14 protein-coding genes and 1 riboswitch are annotated in these 21,028 nt (G+C 62.4%); of the genes, 9 read left to right on the top strand and 5 right to left on the bottom strand.

What is annotated here, in order from left to right:
* Nucleotides 1-25: 25 nt before the first annotated feature.
* From E4633_RS02810 to E4633_RS02790, 5 genes are all read right to left on the bottom strand, one after another.
* The gene (locus tag E4633_RS02810; protein WP_135868743.1) at nt 26-6,817 is read right to left on the bottom strand and encodes an OmpA family protein; all 6,792 of its coding nucleotides are present in this window, start codon (nt 6,815-6,817) and stop codon (nt 26-28) included.
* Nucleotides 6,818-6,836: 19 nt separating this feature from the next.
* A complete protein-coding gene (locus tag E4633_RS02805) occupies nt 6,837-8,096 on the bottom strand; it encodes a hypothetical protein (protein WP_135868742.1) in 1,260 nt (419 codons plus the stop codon).
* A gap of 52 nt (nt 8,097-8,148) precedes the next feature.
* Nucleotides 8,149-9,594 (bottom strand): DUF11 domain-containing protein, encoded by a 1,446-nt coding sequence (locus E4633_RS02800; RefSeq protein ID WP_135868741.1) that lies wholly within the window; start codon nt 9,592-9,594, stop codon nt 8,149-8,151.
* Between the two features lie 173 nt (nt 9,595-9,767).
* The gene (locus E4633_RS02795) at nt 9,768-10,265 is read right to left on the bottom strand and encodes a DUF11 domain-containing protein (RefSeq protein ID WP_162604927.1); all 498 of its coding nucleotides are present in this window, start codon (nt 10,263-10,265) and stop codon (nt 9,768-9,770) included.
* A 201-nt stretch (nt 10,266-10,466) separates the two neighbouring features.
* Nucleotides 10,467-10,551: riboswitch (cyclic di-GMP riboswitch) on the bottom strand.
* A 373-nt stretch (nt 10,552-10,924) separates the two neighbouring features.
* Nucleotides 10,925-11,530 (bottom strand): hypothetical protein, encoded by a 606-nt coding sequence (locus E4633_RS02790; RefSeq protein ID WP_135868739.1) that lies wholly within the window; start codon nt 11,528-11,530, stop codon nt 10,925-10,927.
* Between the two features lie 373 nt (nt 11,531-11,903).
* Between E4633_RS02790 and E4633_RS02785 the strand changes: the two genes are divergently transcribed.
* The 9 genes from E4633_RS02785 (at nt 11,904) to E4633_RS02740 (ending at nt 20,936) form a co-directional block, all read left to right on the top strand.
* Complete coding sequence (locus E4633_RS02785; protein WP_135868738.1) at nt 11,904-13,271, top strand: UbiD family decarboxylase; 1,368 nt, start codon at nt 11,904-11,906, stop codon at nt 13,269-13,271.
* A 27-nt stretch (nt 13,272-13,298) separates the two neighbouring features.
* Nucleotides 13,299-14,168, top strand: a complete 870-nt coding sequence (locus E4633_RS02780) for a 4-hydroxybenzoate octaprenyltransferase (RefSeq protein ID WP_135868737.1) — start codon at nt 13,299-13,301, stop codon at nt 14,166-14,168.
* Nucleotides 14,165-14,776 (top strand): UbiX family flavin prenyltransferase, encoded by a 612-nt coding sequence (locus E4633_RS02775; RefSeq protein ID WP_135868736.1) that lies wholly within the window; start codon nt 14,165-14,167, stop codon nt 14,774-14,776. The genes E4633_RS02780 and E4633_RS02775 overlap by 4 nt, the downstream gene beginning before the upstream one ends.
* A gap of 197 nt (nt 14,777-14,973) precedes the next feature.
* Nucleotides 14,974-16,050 carry an aminofutalosine synthase MqnE gene (gene mqnE, locus E4633_RS02765; protein WP_135868735.1) on the top strand — a complete coding sequence of 359 codons (1,077 nt, stop codon included), beginning with the start codon at nt 14,974-14,976 and terminating at the stop codon, nt 16,048-16,050.
* A 100-nt stretch (nt 16,051-16,150) separates the two neighbouring features.
* A complete protein-coding gene (mqnC, locus tag E4633_RS02760) occupies nt 16,151-17,215 on the top strand; it encodes a cyclic dehypoxanthinyl futalosine synthase (protein ID WP_135868734.1) in 1,065 nt (354 codons plus the stop codon).
* Nucleotides 17,216-17,289: 74 nt separating this feature from the next.
* Entirely contained in the window at nt 17,290-18,342 is a 1,053-nt protein-coding gene (hisC, locus tag E4633_RS02755; RefSeq protein ID WP_135868733.1) for a histidinol-phosphate transaminase, read from the top strand.
* A 172-nt stretch (nt 18,343-18,514) separates the two neighbouring features.
* Nucleotides 18,515-19,648, top strand: coding sequence for a ribonuclease D (locus E4633_RS02750; RefSeq protein WP_135868732.1), 1,134 nt, complete (start codon nt 18,515-18,517; stop codon nt 19,646-19,648).
* 165 nt (nt 19,649-19,813) lie between these two features.
* A complete protein-coding gene (locus E4633_RS02745; RefSeq protein WP_135868731.1) occupies nt 19,814-20,518 on the top strand; it encodes a DUF72 domain-containing protein in 705 nt (234 codons plus the stop codon).
* A 91-nt stretch (nt 20,519-20,609) separates the two neighbouring features.
* On the top strand, nt 20,610-20,936 hold the full coding sequence (locus E4633_RS02740; protein ID WP_135868730.1) for a hypothetical protein: 327 nt from the start codon (nt 20,610-20,612) through the stop codon (nt 20,934-20,936).
* The last annotated feature ends 92 nt before the right edge of the window (nt 20,937-21,028 follow it).

Raw genomic sequence — 21,028 nt, 5'->3', positions numbered from 1 at the left:
AGGGATTAACAACGGTCTGCTGGTGTTACTCGCCGCGGTTCAGCGCGGCCAGCCCTTCCTTCACGCTGTTCTGGTCGAACTTGAAGCGGAACTGGACGAAGGGGCCCTGGGCGGTGTAATTTGCGGCCGAGAAATCGGCATCGCGGAAACCGATCAGGTTGTAGCCCAGGCTGAGCCACGCGTTCTGCATGACGTTGCAGCCGACCGACGCGCCCAGGCTGTAATTCGCCTGGCGTGCCTGCCAGCTGTGCAGCACCGAGCTGCGTATCCCGAGGTCCCAGGTGTCGCTCAGGTCGTGGCGTCCCTCGATGCCGATAAGATCGGTGTAGCCGCTGAAATCGTCATCGTCCAGTTGTTCCAAAACGTACTTCGCGCCGTACTGCAGCGAAAGCTGGTTGCGCTTGTCCGGGCGGAAGTTGGCGTTCAGGTTGTTGATTATCCTTTTGCCCTGGGTCGAGCTACCGCTGCTCTTGGCGTCCTTGAAGGTCAGGTTGAGACGGTCGAGCACGATCCAGCGGGTGACCGGCGGCCGGTACGCCATCCCCAGCCGCAGATCGGCATCGGTGGTACGGGAACCGTCGATGCCTCTGGTCTGCAGCACCTGCAGCCTTCCGGTCCAGCCCCAGTAGAGCCCCTGTTCGTTGGTAAGTCCCGAGATGAGCCCCCATTTGTCTTCGCTCTCCCCGTCGCGGTACTCGATCCGGTTGGACCACAGGAGTCTCTTCTCCTGGTAGGTGGCGCCGAGCGATACGGCGCTGAAGTCCTCGCCGCCCGAGGCGCTGGGGACCTTAGCGTCGAACTGGTATCCGGTGTTCCTGCGGATGGTCTGGTTGCGGTCGAGCCCGCCGTCGACGGACCAGAAGCTGTTCACCTGCCACTTCTGGGCAAGGCCTACGGTCGCGAAGGTCCTCTGGTCGTTCTCTTTGCGGTCGCTGCCGACCGAACTCGAGAAGGTTCCGCCGGTCCAGGGGGTGGATTTCATCCCGACCCTGGTGGTGTTGGTGTCCGCGGCATCGCCGCTGGTGAGCTCCTGCTGGGCGAAGAGCAGCAGCGACGGTATGACCTGGAAGTCTGCGCCTAACACGGTGCGGGTCGGATAGTCGGCGTTGTTGTTCTTGCTAAGCAGTGCCTGCTCATGCTCGGCACGCAGGGTCAGGCGCTGGTTCAAGGTCTTCCAGCTTCCCCCCACGGTACCAAGCACCGAGGTGGCGTTGTTGCCGCCTGCCAGGGTGTCGTTGGCGTAGCGCAATCCGGCTTTCCCGGTGAACTCCTTATCGGCATAGCCTGCCTGCGCCTCGACAAAATCCCTGACGCTGTCGCCGATCAGGTTGTACTGGCGGTAGAACTGGCTTTCCAGGGTGAACCTCTCGCTCAGCCGGTAGCTTCCCTCGGCGCCGAACTTGCGGGTGCCGGACTCGGTCCCTTTCTGCTGTCCCAGGCCGAACCCTTCCTGCTGTTCACGGTAGTACGCCTTTCCCTCGAGCTTCTGGTCGATGTGGGTGATCTCGGCCAGGTAGGCGTTGCCGCTGTCCTTCTCCAGCGGAGTGTCCCGCCTGGAAGTCGCTATTTCGGCGCGCGCCTTGGTACCGGGCCCTACGTTCATGCTGGCGTCGGCGCCGTAGAGGGTGCTGTCCCCGCTTATGTGCCCCTCGCGGATGTAGCTCCCACCGATGCGCAGGTTGCCGTCCATGAGCTTCACGCCGGCGCGCCCGCCGTAGGTGAGTGCCTCGCCGCCGGCATCGCTCACCTCGTAGTCGACGACGATGTAGACCGGGTTCAACTGGTCGTCCTTGCTGAAGACCGGGCTCTTGAAGAAGATGGTTCCCGCTTCGTAATCGATGCTGTAGTCGATGAAGCGGGTCAGGGGACGGCTGTCGACCACGCGTTCGCTGTGGAAGCGATCACGGGACTCGATGGTGATCTGCTCGGAGTTGATCGTCACTCCTTTGCGGCTCAGGCGATAAAGGCCGGAGGTGCCATCGCCACGCAATTCGTCCTTCACGAAGGACTGGCCGGTCTCGCTACCGAAGGCCGTCACCTCGAATTCCTTGGAGCGGTATTCGGTCTTGACGCCGTTCAGCCTGCGGCTGTAGCGGGTGAGCTCGGTGACCGACAGGCCTGTGTCGAAGTCGCCAAAGACCGCGCTGAACTGGTCGCGCTCCACCTTCAGGAAGAGTTTCCTCTGGCTGGAGGCGTCGTAGGCCTGGGCCGTGGCGTCACCGTAGAGCGTGTAGAAGGCGTTCGGGTCGATGTTCTGGAACAGCGAATTCCCGTTCGGGCCGGTGCTCTTTTTGGCGCTGTCGTAGGACATGGTGAGGAGCCACTCCCCCTTGACGCTCCCCTTGGCGTAGAAGGCGAGTCGCTCGTCGTCGTAGAGGTGCTCGTCCGCCCCGGCGTCCTTGAGGTTCTGCATGTGGCCGGTCACGGTGTTGTAGCCGACGGTTCCTTCAGCGAGGCCGACCAGGATCCAGTCGCGCATCTTAGGCTTCACGTAGGTCTCTACGTCCAGGGTCGCCTTGTTGTAGGAGAGTTGGGTGCGATAAGCGCCGCTTGCGGTAACCGGCTGGAACTTGATCCACCCCTGGGCATCCACCGAGGCGAGGCCGCTGCCTGTGCTGACCGCGATGGTGCCGGGCTCGATGTAGGGGCGCAACTCCCCACCCTTCAGCGCGAGCTGGGCGTTTGCCGGAACCGGCTTGCCGTCCTGGTCCATGAGTTCGATACGCACCATGACGGGGGTCCTGCCGTCAGCAACGTTACCGTCCGCCGAGACGAGGCGCAGGGCGGCGATCTCACCGGTCCTGACCACTTTCACGCTCTGGTCGAAACGGACCGCGCCGAAAGTGTCCATCCCCTTGAGCTGGAGGACGTGCTCCCCCTTGTCACCGAAGTCCAGGCCGATGAAGGTGTAGAGGCTCTTGTCGCTCTCCCTGTCTTTCAGCTTGAAGCCGATTTTCTCTGCCGGGACGGTTTGGCCGTCCAGGATGAGTACCGGGGTGAGGGCTGAATTGAGCACGACCTGAACCGCATTGATCTGAGAAGCGAGCACGGTGCCGTCGGCGAGAGACAGGATCCCTTCCTTCTCGGTTACGTGCAGGTCGTTCGACTTCTCCTGCCCGGCGTCGGCCTTACCTTTGGCGACTTTTTCCTCGAACTCGACGCTGGTCTCCTCGTTCGTTTTAGCCTGCGTCGGTGCCGCCTGGGGCTGCGGCGCGACATCGGGGCGGTTGATCTCTTCCATGCTGTCGGAGAGTTCCGCGGTGGCGCTGAAAGTCTTCATCGCCTTTCCGTCGGCGTCGCAGATCCGGACGGTGACGTTGGTGTTGGAGTTCTCCTCCTTGACGTCCGGGTCGAGGAGCGACTGCAGGCGCAGGTCGAATTTGCCGTCCTCCGGTAGCTTGTCGAAGTGGTACACAAGTTCTGTGTCGGTGACCTTCGGGTCGGCGGTTTCGCTCGCGCACAGGCGGGAGGTGCCGTTCATGTAGAGGAGGCTCTTCGGGAGCGCGATGTTCACCGTTACGTTTTTGAGCGCCTGGTTCATGCCGGCCAGCTTGATGCGGTGGTGCACCACTCCCTCGTTGAGGGCTGAGTAGAGCTCGACGTGCTCGGCCTTAAGGGCTGCGGCTGCGGCTGCGGTGTTTGCAGTGGCCGTGGCCGTGGCCGTGGCCGTGGCAGCTGGCGGCGTCGGAGCTGTCGGACTGGTCGGACTGGCGGCAGCTGCCTGGGCTGCCGAAACATTAGCCGGAGCGGGCGTCGGCGCAGGCGCTAATGCGGGTGCTGGTGCAGCCGCGGATGCCACCGTCGGTGCGGGTGCGGGCTTGCTCCCGGCCAAGGGCTGCTTCTTCACGCCGCTTCTGTCTTTCACCATGGTCACCCGACTTGTCTGCACCTGTCGGGAGAGCGACACCTTCACCTCCACGCGACGGTTCTGCGCGCGCCCGGCTTCGCTCCTGTTGCTCGCTACCGGCTCCTTCTCGCCCCGGCCGGCAAGATAAAGCGCCTCAGGCGGGAGGTGCAGCGCGGCGGTCAGGTAACGCCCGACGTTCTTCGCACGGGCGAAGGAGAGGGCGGTGTTGTCCGCATAGACGGTGCGGCTGCGCGGGGAGATGCGCACCTGGTCTGTGTGCCCGGTCACGTCGATTCGGTCGATATTGTATTGCTTGAGGAGGTCGGCCAGCGAGGCAAGCTGCTTCCGGTCCTCTTCGTTCAGGTCGGCGCCGAAGGTCGGGAAATGCGGGCGCAGCACCATCGGCGGAAGCGAAACGCGACTTTCTTCGCGCACCAGAGATAGGACGTTGTCTGCCTCAGGGGCGGCGACACCTTTCGCGTCCGGGGCGTCGAAGGTGAGGGTCGCCCTCGTCTGCAGGGCACCTTGCGCTGCGCCGTCGATGCCTGCCTTGAAACGGAGTTCTTTGACCCAGGCCGCGTCGGCAGCACCGAGATCGAAAATGAGACGGTTCCCGGTGCTCTCGGGGTCGAGGTGCGGGAGGCCGCCCAGGCTGCTGCTTCCCTTGCGGTAGCTCACTCCCTGTGGCAGGATAACGGCGAGGCGCAGCTTCTGGAGGGGCACGCCGGCAGCCTGCATCGGTACCCGGTACTCGATTACTTCACCGCTTTGGGCGCTGATCATCTCCAGGGCAACTTCGCCTTGGTATCTCGGGTCTTCCAAGGGCTGTGCTGCTGCAGTGGGCCCGGTGGATGCCGTGGATGCCGTGGATGCCGTGGATGCCGTGGATGCCGTGGATGCCGTGGATGCCGTGGATGCCGTGGATGCCGTGGATGCCGTCGGCGTGCTTGTCGCAGACGTGGTAACTGCGGACGCGGTGGCTGGGACGACCACGGTGGTTTTCGCGGCGGTTACGGCCGGCACTGCGTCTGCGGTGGCGGCCTTGTCGCCCAGCCGGGAGAGGTAGAAGTCGGTGCGCCACATGGTGCCGCCTTGCAGCTCGGCAAACTGCGAGTAGGCGCGCCCGGCGAACCGGCTGTTCTTCTCGCACTGCTGCACCTGGTAACCCTCGGGGAGGGAGTCGATGTCGAGCTGCACTACGTGCGTGCCCGAGGCCACTCCCTCGAAGTGGAACATGCCGCGCTTGTCACTCACCACGAAGGTGCCGTCCTCAAGGTAGATCCCGACTCCTTCCATCCCCTTCTTGTTGTCCTCGGGGTTCTCGCCGCAGGCGCCCACGAAGACGCGCCCCATGATGATGTTGCGGCTCTGCATGAACGGCTCCTGAACCGTTACGGAAGCGGTGGCCGGTGTCGCGCTGACGGCGGGGGTGCTCGTGGCCGAAGCGGTGTTCACCGCGGTGCCGGGGCGCGCGCTTGTCCCGACCACGACGACATAGCGCAGAAGTGCGGTGGTTTTCGGAGCGAGGTCCCCGATCCTGAAGGTCAGCGTGCTGCCGTCGGCGGAGATCGCGGGATCTGCAACGGCGGCGCCGTTCAGACGGATGGACCCTTTCTGATAGCGGAACCCGGCAGGGAGCTTGTCGGTAATCATGGTGTTGAAGACGGTGCCGACCGAATCGGTATTCTGCACCGCGACGTCGTAGCTCAGGTATTCGCCGGTGGAAACGATGCTCTTGCCGGCACTCTTCTTAAGCCAGAGGGTGCCGATCTTCGGATCGATCGGGAGGTCTACACGGATCGCGGGGCCTGCCGGTACCACGAAGACCTCACCGCGCGAACCGGGCTCCAGGATCTTGTACGGTGCCCCTGAGAGGGTTTGCAGCTTCGCGGTGTCGACGCTTGAGGGGGCGGTATAGCGGTCCGGCGTCGTCACCTTGAGGATGTAGTTGCCCGGAGCGACGTACGGGAAGCGGTACCCACCCGGGCTGAAAGCGTAGGTTCTCCCCTCGCTGTCGTGGGCGATACCGCCGGATACGACTTTGTTCGGGAAGAGGTTGCCGGCGACGCCGTTGTCGCCCAGGACGGTGGCGCCAAGCCCGGTGCTGGCGTCGATGAGTTCTACGGTGACACCGTCGACCGGTCGTCCGGTCACTGAATCGAAGACGATACCGAAGGGGTCGACGATGGCGGCGGCTGCGGAGCTGTCACTGCCGTCCACCTTGTCGACATACCGTGCCCTTATGTCGGAGGCCTCGGCCACGCTGAGCACGCCGTTGCCTGCGACGCCCGTCTGGGACGTGGTCTGGATGTAGCCGACGAAGATGCCGGTATCAGGACCGGTTTCCGTGAGCAGCAGGTTCTCGCTGTCGCCGGTCGCGGGATCGGTAATCGTCACCTTCACACTTTCGGCGCTTTCCCTATCCAGGTTCTGGTCCGGATCGGTGATCCTGACGAAGAGGGGTTCGCCGGCGTGGAAGGTGTCGGAAGCGTATAGCTGCACCGGCGTGGAGAGGTCGATGGTGCTCTCGGTTCCAGACGTGACGGGTGCGGCGAGCTTGGCGAGCGTGCCGGTCGCGTCGTAGAAGGAGGTGGCAGGGACGGTGACGCTGCTTGCCCCGGTCACGCCCGGCGAGTACTTGAGAAACTCCGCGGTCGAGCTGGTGCGCGCCATCATCGTCACCGTTACCTGGGTCGCGACTTCCGGAAGCTGGCTGCAACTGAAGGTGGCGCGGTTCACGATCCGGTCGCCGTTCACGGCGGCCATGCCCTCCCTTCCCCCGAACAGCAGGAGAAGGGAGAGGATGAGAAGTGTAAGCGAGACAGGGGCGTAGCGCCGCTTCGGACGCAACTCGAGCGCAGCCCGCGGTGCAGACGCACCGCGGCCAGGCCGGCTACCACTGGTGCCGGCAAGTTCCCCGGCCCGAAGGCCGGAGGGACTGCTCAAGATGTTGCAGATCCGTTTCATCATCACGCTGCCGTTATGCTCCCTACTTGATCTTCACGCGGTAAGCCACGGCGACCCCTTTGCCGATCGGGATGGTCCCGGCGGTGGTGGCGTTGGCGCCATCTCCGACGTTGACGATCAGGTTCGGGGAGTTGCCGGCTACGTAGCTCGCCTGGTTGGCGCCAATGGCGCCGGCGGCGATCGTGGAGGCAGCGGCGTTGGTGTCGATGTAGAAGATCGAACGGGAGCCGGTGTAGGCCGGCAGCGGGTCGGTTACGTAGGCGGTCGGGATGTGGTCCGAGACGGCGCACGTGGTGAGGTCGAAGGTGCTGGACCCGCTGTTGGATACCTCGATGACGTACTCGATCACGTCGTCCGGTTTCCCGGTGACCCCGCCGGTGAAGTAGGGAAGCGAACCCGCGCCGGTGTTCCCCTCGATGGAGGAGTTGTAGTGCGGGGTGCCGCTGCCGGTGACCGGCGACGACACGTTCCTGGAGTACTTCTGGAAGGTGATGGTCGGCGGCGTGGAGGTCCACTTGTTTGCCGGTGCGGTGGTGGCGGAGTTGGTCGGGAAGTTGGTCGCGGTGACCTCCGCCTTCACCGTGGTGGTGATGTCCAGGCCGAGTGTGGCGATGGTGCCGGGCTTCGCGGTGAGGGTCACTTCCTGGCGCTCACCGACCTGCACGCCGGCGCCGAGGACATCGCTCGAGGCGATCGCCTGGGTGTTGGCCCAGTTGATGGTGAAGGTGTTGTTGGCCGAGTTGTACTGAGTCGACGTCACCTTCGGGGTGTAGGTGTGGTTATTCACCGTGAAGACGATGATGTCGTTCACGGCGATGCCGTTCACCTCGGCGTCGGCGGTGATGGCACCCCCGATCGGGGCCGGGACCACGATGGAGGTGGTGGTGCCGGTGCCGGCGGTGATGGTCGCTCCGAGCTTGATGCTCGTGCCGCCGGTAACGGTCGCACCGGTGGTGTTGCTTGCAGCAGCCACGGACGGGGTAACCGTGTAGTCGGCCGGGCCGTTAGCGGACGAGGTCACCGTGACCGTGTTCGAGATTGCGGGGGTGTCGGGGCCCTGGTAGGCGCCGCTGCCGCTGGTGATGGTGACGTTGGGGAGCGACGGCACCAGGTCGACCTTGACTGTGACCGAGCTCTCGGCGGTGAGCCCCCCGTTATAGGAGAGGACCGCCTTGTTCACGATGGCGGTATTGGCGGCTGTGCTGGCGAACGCAGCCTGGGCGCACAACACCACCGTAGCGGCCAGCGCAGGCGCTAGCCACTTCTTGCCGAAAAACTTCATGGGATGCCTCCTGCGGCGTCCCGGTCACTCAAGCGACCGGGACGCCGGACGGTTAGTCGATCTTGACCTGATAGAGGATGGTGTAGGTATCAAGCCAAGTGCCGCCTTTGGTCTTGCACTCGTTCTGCGTTGCCGCAGTGGCGGTGCTGCAGGAAGGCACGGTTCCGCCAGCGGACTGACTGGAGGTATCGCCCAGGTAGAAGTTTATGGCCCTGTTTGGATCGGTCGGGACCGCATCGCCGAAGCCGGTGTTGATGGAAGTCGGCTGCCCCTCAGCGTCCACGGCCGTGGTGACCGTCACGCTTTTGCCGAGGGAATCGGTGATGGTTGCGAAGTTATTACCGTTGGTGACAAGGGTGGTGTAGGCCGGCACTGCGTCCTTGATGCTGACCTTCGCCGCCTGTCCGCCGACGTTCTGGACGGTGATCTTGTACTCAAGGATGTCACCCGGGTTGCCGTTAGCGGTTCCGCCCCAAGGGCCTCCGGCGGTGTTGCGCACCTGTTTCTGGATCGAGAGCTGGCTGCGCTTGTAGAAACCGGCGGTGCAGGTGAGGGGGGTGATGTCGGTGCCGTTAGTGGCGTTGAGGGTGTAGCCCACGAATCCGTCAGCGGTAACGCTCGACGCGCTGGCTTTGACGTCGACCTTTACCAGCACCATTTCTCCGACAGGCACTCCCATGGTGGGGGCGGTGGCCGGGGTGGTGAAGGCCGGTGCGATGCTTTTGCCGCCGAAGGTGAACGGAGAACCGTTGAGTGTCACGGTGGTGTTTTCGTAAGCACCCAGTTTCAGGGAGCCTTTCACCTCAGGTTTTGCGTCGGATAACGCGCCGGTGGTGTAGCCGGTGACTCCGTCGTTGTTGTCGTGGGTGGCCGGGGATCCAGGGGTAACTTCAAGGACCTTGTAGGCGCGTTTCACCTTGCTGCTGCCTTCTGCCACTTCCACGAGGACTATGTCGTTTTGCTCAAAGCCGCTCAGCGAGCCGCCCGGGAAGAGGAGGGTGTCAGCCGCGCTCACGCCGACGGGGATGGCGCTGCCGAGGAACCTAGAGTTGGGGTTAACCGCTTCGATGCCGCCATTGTAGGTCAGGGTGGTGTAGGTCCTGGTGATGTCCGCTAGGCTCACGTTGGCTGTGGTGCTGGGGGTGTTGTCACCCATGGTGAAGGTGTAGTTGTCCGCGCCGTTGGCAGTTGCGCTAAGGGCGTAGATCGCGGAAAACGTACCACCGGACACGGTGTCGACGGAGGCCAGGCAGCCAAGGCCGCCTACCGTGCCGTCGGAGGGTGCGGTGGTCGCGTTGAGCGCGGATTTAACCAGGTTTACCGTGGTGGTGGTGGAGGCTGCTGCGGTGAATTTGTTGTTGCCGCTGGTGTCGCTGTAGGTGACTTCAACTACGTTGACCACTTTAGCGCCGGCAGAAGTGTTGGCGAGTGCCGTGGCGGGAACGGCGGCTGCCGCCACGGCGCTGAGCGCCAGGACGGCAAAGAGGTTGCGTTTCATAAGGTCTCCTTTTTGTACTGCATCATTTCAATAAAAAAATAAAAGGTCCTGCTGTTACTGCTGTTACTGCTGGTGCTTCTGATTTTGTGGGGCTTCGGTTTAGTCTTGTGTCATATGCCTCCTTCGTACGTAACTTGAAGTTTTGTCTGTCTCTAGTCGTTCTGTGTTGATAACTATTTCACTTTTACTTTGAAGTTGACCGATCCCTTGCCGCCTGCAGGCACCTGGGGGATGGTCCAGCGCACGTCGGTGTAATCATCCGGGGACGCCACCTTTTTCTCAGGTTTCCCGGTGCTTCCCTTCACCTCGTAGGTGAGCAGCGTCGGTTTCCTGAAGGTTTTCCCCTTGTCGATGGAGAAGGAGAGGTCGCCGGTTTCGCTCGCGCTGCCGGGAATGTACGAGGTGCCGGCAGGGATCGGATCACTGATGATCACGTCTTTGGCGGCATCGGTGCCGGAGTTGACGTAGTTGAGGGTGTAGATGATCTCCTCGCCCGGCTGAACGCCCTTCGCGGCGATCCGCTTCTTCACCTGTTTCCCCTTGGCGGTTACGCTCACCTCTTTCTCAGCCTTGATGGTGATGGCCACCTTGGGCTGTGCCCATGCCGACAGCGGCATTGCCGCCAGCAGGAGACCGACGGTGCCTGCCAACAAACTGCTCGTTCTTTTCATTTTTTCTCCTTGTTGTGGCGCTTGATGCTCTTTGTGATGCTTATGTTTACGTTTGTTGTGTGCATAAGTGCTGCTTATACGGCAGCTTCCACACTTTGATGCTTCTGATACAAAAATACCCGTCTGCATATAAATGGAGACGGGCATCTCTGACCGTTGGAAAGCGCAGCTCTCCCCTTGCGGGCCTGACTCCAGATGCTCTTCGGTAACCCGGCTATCCCCTGCCTCTCGCAGTGGACCCGTGGCTTTGCGTCGCCGGATTGCTCCGGGTTTGCCGTTATCGGAGTAAGCTATGTCTCTGAGTGAGCTATGAAACCATGCCTTCCCTTGATCAGTTGGAAACTGGTTATACCAATATTGTCGAGCGGTTACGGAGTCGATCTCCAGCGGCACTTCCGAGTGTGCTTAGATGTCCGCCATCTTATGTCCTACAAAATCGCGCCACAATACCAAATTGCTTGAAAAATATAAAGTTATTTTTCCAATGAGAGGTGGAGCGGGTGCGTCGGCGCATCTGTCTTGCCGCTGCGGCAGGTGACACCTTGCTTCATTCATGAGTCGGCTTTCGATCAGGGGGGGCAGACAGGAGAGGAAAAAAGAAACCGCCGCCGGCAGTGTTGCTGCCGACGGCGGTGGTTTATCAGGCTTTTTATGTTTGGTTAAGGGGCCGGTGCCGGGCCGTAGCTGTCGATCACGAAGTCAAAGCTCGCGGCGACCGTGTAGGTGGGCTTGGCCGGGTTGTTGTCGTCTTCTATTATCGCGTTGTAGCTGCCGCTCACCCTGTCCCCGGTGTTGCTGCCGTAACGGGTGAAGCTGATCGTGCCACCGATCGTTCTGATCAGGGTGGAAGGTTGACCGTTGAGGAAGTAGACGCTGCCGGGGAAAGCAGGGGCCGCTCCACCGCTCCCCAAGGAGTACACCACCTGCGGCGTGATCGCAGCACCGGGGTGGATGTCGATGCGGGTGACCGTCTTGTAGTCCGGATCGGTAAGGCTCGTCGCGATGGCGGCGCGGAACACGATCCCGAGATCGGATTTGCTGGAGGAGAGGTAGGTCACCTTCGCCAGCCCGTAGCCGTCGCTCGTGATGGTGTAGGAGTTGCTCGGTGCGGTCGGAGTCGTGTCGACGCCTGCAGGGGCGCTGCCGCCTCCGCCACCGCCGCAGCCGGCGATGACCACCAAGGAAATCGAGAGAAGAAGCGCCCTGGTTCTTGCGCTGAATGAGCTTTTGCGGGATGCGTAGTTCGTGGTGGTGTAGGTGTTCATGGAAGCCCCCCTTTTTTACCTGGTTGCTACCTCTATTACACACACGGTGCCAGAATTTTCTCATGTGAAAGAATCGTCGTATGTAGTTCACTTATCGGCATTAATTCTTCTGAACTGGAGAAATTTTGCTCGCTGTTTTCAAAAAGTTGATGTTCAGCGTTTGCGCAGCTTTGGGGGGTGCTGTACCAAACTTGGCTAGCAGCACGGTCTGCCAAGTCCGGGGCGAAGGCTCATGAACAGCTGCGCATTCCGGAGACTGAGACTGGGGGCTGCGCGGGATGCTTTGGGCGCCCTGGTCTGGGGGAAGAAAAACGTTGTCATCGCCCGGTGGAAGTGTTAAAAACTTGCAGTTCAGGTTATTTGCGGAGTGTGCATGGCCATCAGGGACTTACGCGGGTTTCTTGCCGAGCTGGACGCGGCGGGAGAACTGCAGCGGGTGGATGCGGAGGTCGATCCCGAACTGGAGATCGCCTGCATCACGGACCGCCAGAGCAAGCTCCCCAACGGCGGCAAGGCGCTTCTCTTTGAGAGCGTGAAGGGAAGTTCACACCCGCTGGCAACCAACCTCTTCGGCTCACCCCTGCGGATGGCGCTCGCGCTCCAGGTTGAGAACCTCTCCCAACTGACCGGCAAGATGGAACACCTGCTTGAGTCTCCGGACCTGGCCCCGGCGCCGCGTTTGGTGCGGGACCCTTCCTGCCAGGAAGTGGTCTGTCGTACTCCGGACTTGGGACGTTACCCTTTCCTGAAGAGCTGGCCCGGCGAAAAAGGGCGCTTCATCACCCTTCCCCTAGTCTTCACGCGCGACCACGCCACCGGTGCCGTCAACTGCGGCATGTACCGGGTGCGCATCTTCGACGATCGGACCGCGGGGATTCGCTGGAAGTCGGGAAGCGGTGGCCATGCGCACTGGGGCCAGTACCGCGATGCGGGCAAACCAATGCCGGTCGCCATCGCGGTGGGCGCGTCCCCTGCATTGACCCTGGCTGCCGCACTTCCCCTGCCGCAAGGAGTGGACGAGGCCGCTTTTGCCGGTTACCTCGAAGGGGCGCCGGTGGAGATGACGCGCTGCCTCGATTCGGATCTCCTGATTCCGGCTTTCGCCGAGATGGTGATCGAAGGGGTCATCGAACCGGGCGCGACCCGGGGGGAGGGGCCTTTCGGGAACCACACCGGCGCATACGATCCGGGGGAAGAGGTCCCGCTGCTGCGGGTAACCTGCATCACCCACAGAAAAGATCCCATCTGCCAGGCCACCGTGGTCGGTCCTCCGCCCATGGAAGACTGCTACCTCGCCAAGGCCGGAGAGCGGCTGCTGCTTCCGTTTTTGCGGCGCGACTGTCCCGAGATAGCCGACCTGGTCATGCCTTTGGAGGGGATCTTTCACGGCTGCGCCATCGTCGCCATCGAAAAGAAGGCGCCGGGGGACGGACGACGGGTCCTGGAAAGGCTGCGCAGCGAGGGATGGCTGAAACGGGGAAAACTCCTGGTGGTCGTGGATCGGCCCGAAGGGGAGCTGACCCTTGCGGAAGGGTTCTGGCAGGCCCTGAACTCGGTTCAATTTCCGCGCGACCTGGTGGTGACGCCCGACGGCTGCCTCGGGGTCGATGCGACAGGCAAGCTTCCGGAGGAAGGGGGGCTTGTTTCGGTTAAAGTACGGCAGGATGCATCGGTAAGCGCCCGTGTGGAGAAGAGGTGGCGTGAGTACGGCTTCTTCGACAGCGACGGGCGGGAAAGGTAGTTCATGAGCAGTCACGCAGGAGTAGAGATGACGATATACGCCAGGGTAAGAATTTTCCTGGAGATGATAAAGTTCAGCCACACCATTTTCGCGCTTCCCTTCGCCTTCACCGGTGCCGTACTGGCCGCCCGTGGGGTGCCGACGCTGGCCCAGGCCGGTTGGATCATCCTCGCCATGGTCGGGGCGCGTACTGCAGCCATGGGGCTCAACCGTGTGATCGATGCCGAGATCGACGGCAGAAACCCGCGCACCGCGGGGCGTGCCATTCCGGCGGGCCTTCTGGGGCGCGGCGCCGTGCTCCTCTTCATCGCCATTTCCGTGCTGCTCATGCTCTTCGCGGCGCGCATGCTGAACCCGCTCTGCCTCTACCTTTCACCGGTGGCACTCGGTTTCATCCTGCTCTACTCGTATTGCAAGCGCTTTACCTCGCTGGCCCATGTGGTCCTGGGCATTTGTCTTGCCGGTGCACCGCTCGGTGCATGGATCGCCATTCGCGGCAGCGCCGACCTCCCCGCCTTCCTGCTTGCCTTCGCCGTGCTGTTCTGGGTGGCCGGGTTCGACATCCTCTACGCGCTGCAGGACATGGACTTCGATCGTGAAAGCGGGCTGCACTCCATTCCTGCGAGGCTAGGCGTCAACGGGTCGCTCTGGACCTCGCGCATCTTCCACGTCGTTTCCTGTCTCTTCCTGATCGGCCTGTACTTCCATCTCGGGCTCGGACATTTCTTCTTGGCCGGTGTGGTCGCCACCTGCGGAATGCTGCTGTATGAGCATTACCTGTTGCGCGGCGGGGACCTCGCCTGTCTCGATGCCGCCTTCTTCAACATGAACGGTTACATCAGCGTGACCCTCTTCTTCGCCACTTTACTGGACACGATGACCGCAGGTGCGCTGTGAGCAAGCGGCATTTCGTAGTCGCCATAACCGGTGCCTCCGGCAGTGTGTACGGGCTGAGGGTTGTTGAGGAACTGCTCAAGTGTGGGGCCCGGGTCAGCGTCCTGATCACCGCGGCGGGGTTCACCGTTCTGCGCGAGGAGTGCGGGCTTTCCTGGGGCGGGACGGACACAGAGGTGCAGGAACCGTTGAGCGGCTGGCTTGGGTATGAGGGTGACGGGTTACGTTACTACGCCAGCGACGACCTTTTCGCCCCCATCGCCAGCGGTTCTTCCGCGCCGGATGCCATGATCGTGGTTCCCTGTTCCATGGGGACGCTCTCCCGCATCAGTTGCGGCAACGCTGGAAACCTGCTCGAGCGTGCGGCCGACGTGATGCTCAAGGAGGTGCGCCCGCTCGTGCTGGTGCCTCGTGAGACCCCCTTCAACGCGATACACCTGGAGCACATGCTGAAGCTCTCCCGGTTGGGTGTGCGTATCGTCCCCGCGATGCCCGGCTTCTACCACAAGCCGCAAAGCCTTGAGGATCTGGTGGACTTCGTGGTGGGGAAGGTGCTGGACAGCGTGCAGGTCGAGCACAATCTCTTCAAACGCTGGGGTGCCGAAGCATAGGCGGGCATGTGAGTTTGCCGGTCCGCCACTTCCGACCCGTCTGACCTGTCCGACTGGTCCGACTGGTCCGACTGGTCCGGCTGGTCCGGCTGGTCCGGCTGGTCCGGCTGGTCCGGCTGGTCCGGCTGGTCCGGCTGGTCCGGCTGGTCCGGCTGGTCCGGCTGGTCTGACGTCCGACAAGAAAGGAAAAAGCAGCAATGAACTTTGCAGCGATAGCAGAAAAAGTGAATTCCGGAGTGCGCATCGACGAAGCCGAGGCGCTCTTTCTCTTTGAGTACCCCGACCTCCTGGCGCTTGGTGAACTGGCCCAGACCGTGAACGAGCGGCGTAACGGCCGCAAGGTCTTCTTCAACGTCAACCGCCACATCAACCACACCAACATCTGTGTGAACCGCTGCCGCTTCTGCGCCTTCTTCAGAAGGCCCGGCGAGAAGGGCGCTTACCTGATGTCCCTGGACGAGGTGCGTGCCCGGGCCGAGGAGGCGCTGCAGCAGGGGGCAACCGAGATCCACGTAGTCGGCGGGCTGCACCCCGATCTCCCCTTCGAGTTCTACTTGGAACTGCTCGCTACCATCAAGGCGGTCTCTCCCGACCTGCACGTGAAGGCCTTCACCGCGGTCGAGATCGCTTACCTGGCCGACCTTGCCAAGCTCACCATCCCGCAGACCCTCGAGAAGCTCAAAGAGGCCGGGCTCGGTTCGCTTCCCGGCGGCGGCGCCGAGATCTTCGCCCCGGAAATCCGCAACCAGCTCTGCCCCGAGAAGATAAGCGGCGCAGAGTGGCTCTCGATCATGAAACAGGTGCACGAGGCCGGGTTGAAATCGAACGCCACCATGCTCTACGGGCACCTGGAGAGCGTTGCCGACCGCGTCGACCACATGCGTCAGTTAAGGGAGCTGCAAGACCTGACCGGTGGCTTCCAGGTTTTCATCCCGCTTGCCTTCCAGCCCGAGCACTCGGAGCTTAAGATCGGCGGCAGCGGCACGAGCGGCGTCGACGATCTGCGGACCCTCGCGGTCGGGCGCATCTATCTCGACAACTTCGCCAACGTGAAGGCCTACTGGGTCATGCTCGGGGAGAAGATCGCGCAGGTCTCGCTCTGCTTCGGCGTCAACGATCTCGATGGAACCGTGGTAGAGGAGCGCATCGGCCACGATGCCGGCGCCGAGACGCCGCAGGCGATGAGCCGCGACGCCATCGTCGCCATGATCCGCAAGGCGGGGCGTATCCCGGTAGAGCGCGACACGCTCTACCGCGAACTGCACGTTTACTAGTATCCCCGTCCACGGACGGTCCACCGGCTCCACGGCCTCACCAGGTCCACCGGGTCCACAACCCCGTTGCCGCGAGCCGAAAGAAAATGGCAGGTTCACCATGCTCAAAACAATAAATGAAAAAGTAGCCTCCGGCGCCGAACTGACCCGTGAAGAGGCCCTCTGGTGCCTCACCGAGGGGGACCTCGTCGCCGTCGGTCGCATCGCCGACACTATCCGCCGCAGCATGCACCCGGATGGGTGCGTGAGCTTCGTGGTCGACCGCAACGTTAATTACACCAACGTCTGCGAGTCGCAGTGCAAGTTCTGCGCGTTCTACAGAAACGCCGACGCCTCGGACGCCTACCTGCTGGAGAACGGCGAGATCATGGCGAAGATCCAGGAACTCGTGGACCAGGGCGGCACCCAGCTCCTGATGCAGGGTGGGCTGCACCCCTCCCTCGACGTCACCTATTTCGAGAAGCTCTTCCGCGAGATCAAGCGTCGCTTCCCCGGCGTGCAGAACCACTCGCTCTCTCCAGCGGAGATCACCCACACCGCAAGGCTCTCCGGACTCTCCGTCCCCGAGACGCTCGCACGCCTCAAGGAGGCGGGGCTTGATTCAGTCCCGGGCGGCGGCGCCGAGATCCTCGTGGACAGCGTGCGCGCCGAAATCTCCCCGAAGAAGATAGGGTGGCAGGGATGGGCGACGGTGATGCACGAGGCGGCGAAACTCGGGATGTCCACCACGGCGACCATGATGTTCGGCAGCAAGGAGCGCATCGAGGACGTCGTCGAGCACCTGTTCCGAGTGCGTGACCTGCAGGCCGAGGGTGGCAGTTTCACCGCCTTCATCCCCTGGACCTATCAGCCGGGGAACACCGAGCTTGGCGGCGAGACGGCGAGCGGCGTCGAATACCTGAAGGTGCTGGCGCTCTCCCGCATCGTGCTGCGCAACATCAAAAACATCCAGGCAAGCTGGGTGACCCAGGGGGCCAAGATGGCCCAGGTCGCCCTCTTCTTCGGCGCGAACGACGTCGGGGGGACCATGCTCGAGGAGAACGTGGTCGCCGCGGCGGGATGTCGCTTCCGCATGTCGCAGCAGCAGATGATTGAACTGATCAAGGGCGCCGGCTTCACGCCGGTCCGACGCACCACCCTCTACCGGGAACTCGAGCGCTACTAAACGCGGCGATCTTTGACTTTCCCGCTGAAATTTGGTTATATTCACACCCTGAATCTGCCAGCAAAGGAGTTGCCATGAGTGCCCTGCGAAAAAACATCGCAGATATGGCAGGCTATGTCCCCGGCTTCCAGCCCGAAGATGCGGCCTCCTACATCAAGCTGAACACGAACGAGAACCCCTATCCGCCGTCACCGCGGGTGATCGAGGCGATCACCGCCGAGGTCGGCGAGGGGCTGCGCCGTTACCCGGACGCCGCGAGCCGCCAGGCCCGCGAGGAAGCCGGCCGGCTGTACGGTTTTGATCCCTCATGGATCATCATGGCCAACGGTTCGGACGAGGTGCTGAACAACCTGATCCGCGCCTTTGCCGGGGAGGGGGAGGAGGTCGCCTACATCCATCCCTCCTATTCCTATTACGGGACGCTTGCCGAGATCCAGGGTGCCAAGGTGCGCACCTTCGGGCTCTCCGAGGCGTTCGAGCCGCAGGGGATTCCGGAGCGCTACGACGCGAAGCTCTTCTTCCTCACCAACCCGAACGCGCCCCTTGGCTTCACCTACAGCCAAAACTACATAGCGGATCTGGCCGGCCGGCTCTCCGGGGTACTCGTCGTGGACGAGGCGTACGCCGATTTTGCCGAGGAGACCTCGCTCGAGCTCGTGCGCTCGCTCGACAACGTCGTGGTCACCCGGACCTTCTCCAAGAGCTATTCGCTCGCCGGCATGAGGCTCGGTCTCGCCATCGCCCGTCCCGAGGTGATCGCTGCGCTCAACAAGATCCGCGACCACTACAACCTGGACCGCCTGGCCCAGACCGCAGCGGCCGCCGCGCTGAGCGACCAGGAGTATTTCCGCGGATGCGTAGCGAAGATCAAGGAGACGCGCGCCTGGTTCAGCGCCGAACTTGAAAAGATCGGCTACCACGTGATTCCGTCCAGCGGGAACTACGTCTTCGCTTCCCCTCCCGACCGAGACGGCACCCGCGTCTACCAGGGGCTCTACGACAGAAAGATCCTGGTGCGGCACTTCACCGACCCGAAGCTCAGCCACGGCCTGCGTATCAGCATCGGAACGAAAGAGGAGATGGAGCGCACCGTGCAGGCCCTGGTCGAGATCGGCCCGGGGCGGTAAACCGTTTCCTGAACGAGAAGTTTTTTCGCAAAAAAAGATATTCAGGCACTTGTGTATAAGGTGAAAAAGTTGTAATCTTTGCGGCTGGCGCGTCGACTGGCCCAGCCCGCCGGCATCCTGCCCAGCTAACCATTTTGACCGCATATAGAGATGCAGAAACGGACGGAGACTTTTGCAGAACAGACATAAAGCTACAAATCCCGCAGCGGCATACCTCATCACCGACCAAAAGACCCTGGATGAACTCGTCGAGCGGCTCGCGAAAGAGACGGTTCTGGCTTTCGACCTCGAAGCCGACTCGCTGCACCACTACACCGAGAAGGTCTGCCTGATCCAGGTCTCTTCCGAGCAGGAAAACCGCCTGATCGATCCGCTGGCCGATCTCGATGTGAGGGTGTTCGCCCCCATCTTCGCGAACCCCGCCATCAAGAAGATCTTCCACGGCGCAGACTACGACATGCGCTCGCTGTACCGCGACTTCGGCATCGAGGTCGTGAACCTGTTCGACACCATGATCGCCAGCCAGTTCCTCGGCGAGAGCGAGTTCGGCCTTGCGGCGCTGCTGAAGAAGCGTTTCGGGGTGGAGTTGGACAAGCGTTACCAGAAGGCAGACTGGAGCAAGCGTCCCTTCTCGCCGGAGATGCTGGAATACGCCATGAAGGACACCTCCCTCCTCATCCCGCTTTACCGTCAGCTCGAGCAGGAGCTGGTCGGCAAGGGGCGGCTCACCTGGGTGGAGGAGGAATCGGAGCTGGTGGCCGGGGTGCGTTCCCCTTCGCGCGAAGGGGAGCTCATGTGTCTGCGCTTCAAGGGTGCCAACAAGATGAAGCCGCGCGAGCTTGCCGTCCTCGAGGAGCTCTTGAAGTTCCGCGACGAGAAGGCGCGCAGCGCCGACGTCCCCCCCTTCCGTATCCTGAGCAACGACCTGCTGCGCGAGCTGGCGGAGAAGCAGCCGAGGAACAACTTCGAGCTGGTCGGCATCCACAGCATGTCCTCGAAGCTGATCGAACGCCTGGGTCGCGGCCTGTTGCAGGCGATCGCCGCCGGCCTTGCGGTGCCGCAGGATAAGCTCCCCCAGGTCCAGCAGTCGCGTCGTCCGGTGCTGGACCGGATCCAGGATGAAAAGGTGAAGCAGCTCAAGGTCTGGCGCGAGGCGAAGTCGGCCCAGCTCGGCCTTGGCGTCGGTCTTGTCGCCAACAATACGCTTCTGGAGGCCCTGGCTGAGCCCGGTTCCTCGCAGAACGCGCTTTTGAAGCGCTGGCAGCGCGAGGCGTTCGGCGACGAACTCGCTACGCTCATTTCCTAAAAGACAGTACATATCGATGCGCTGAGAAGGCGGGTTCCTGTGAACCCGCCTTTTTTCGTAAATGAGCTTGGCCGCCCGCTGTTTTCCATTAGAACTCCTTGTGCGGGGCAAGGGGTGTTGTATAAATATGAAGCTGGAGCGGGAAGGGACCGGGCGGAGGAGAAGATGGCTCTATACGTAGGCACCAGCGGGTTCTCGTACGCGGCATGGAAGGGGAGCTTCTACCCAGAGCACCTCGCAGGGCAAAAGATGCTCGCTTTTTACGGGACGAGCTTCAACGGTGTCGAGATCAACAACACCTTCCACCGCATGCCGAAGCCCTCACTGCTGGAAGGGTGGCGCGGTGAGGTCCCGGAAGCTTTCCGTTTCGCGCTCAAGGCGCCGCAGAGCATCACTCACGTCCGGCGCCTGCGGGAGGTCGACGACGCGGTCTCTTACTTCTTCGATGTGGCCGGGGTGCTTGGAGAGCGGCTGGGGGCGGTGCTGTTCCAGATACCGCCAAGCCTTAAGAAGGACGTCCCCCTGCTGCACGATTTTCTGTCCCTGGTCCCTCCAGGTCGCCGGGTCGCCCTTCAGTTTCGCAACCGCTCCTGGCTCGACGACGAGGTCTTCTCCCTGATGCAGCGAAACGATGCGGCGCTATGTCTGGTGGACAGCGAGGAAGACGAAGCGATGCCTGCGGTGGCGACTGCGGCGTGGGGATACCTGAGGCTCAGGCGTCCGGAGTACGGGGCTGCGGAATTGGGGAAGTGGGTGGATCTGGTCAACAGGCAAGGGTGGCGTGACGCCTTCGTCTTCTTCAAGCACGAGGACGCGGCAAAGGGACCGCTGTTCGCGCGACAGTTTCTCGATATCGTCACGGGTGGATGAGGAAGGCGAGGCAACGAGCGCGCCCCTCATAACGGCCAAGACAAGACCAAGGGCGGTGCAGGCCCGCGGAAAGCAAATAACGGAGGTACAGATGAGTATCTGGAGCGTGGCGAAGATCGCGGCGACGAAGATCCCGTGGGGGAGGGTGTTCGAGAACCTCCCGGTGGTGGTGGAGATGGCGAACCGGGCCAAGGGGCGCTTCATGGGGGAAGGCGCGACAAGCGATCTGGAGGCGAGGGTGCAGCAGCTCCACGAGGAGAACCGCAAACTGGAGAAGGCGCTTCTTGAGACCTCCGGGCACCTGCAACTTGCCGTTAAGACGCTGAAGGTGGTGCTGGCCCGTCAGAAAGTTTTGATGGCTGCGACGGCGGTTTCTTTGGTGTTGGCCATTGCAGCGTTGGTGGTGGCGCTCAGCTGAGCAAGCCTCCTGGTAGTTTCCCCCTCCCCGACCCTCCCCCTCCGGGGGAAGGAGGTGCAGAGCGGAATCGCTGGCTGCAACGGTTATCCATC

The sequence above is a fragment of the Geomonas terrae genome, assembly GCF_004791675.1.
In the GTDB taxonomy this organism is placed as follows: Bacteria; Desulfobacterota; Desulfuromonadia; order Geobacterales; family Geobacteraceae; genus Geomonas; species Geomonas edaphica.
The sequence above is the reverse complement of the archived record's forward strand: the minus strand, read 5'-3'. Positions and strand labels throughout refer to the sequence as shown.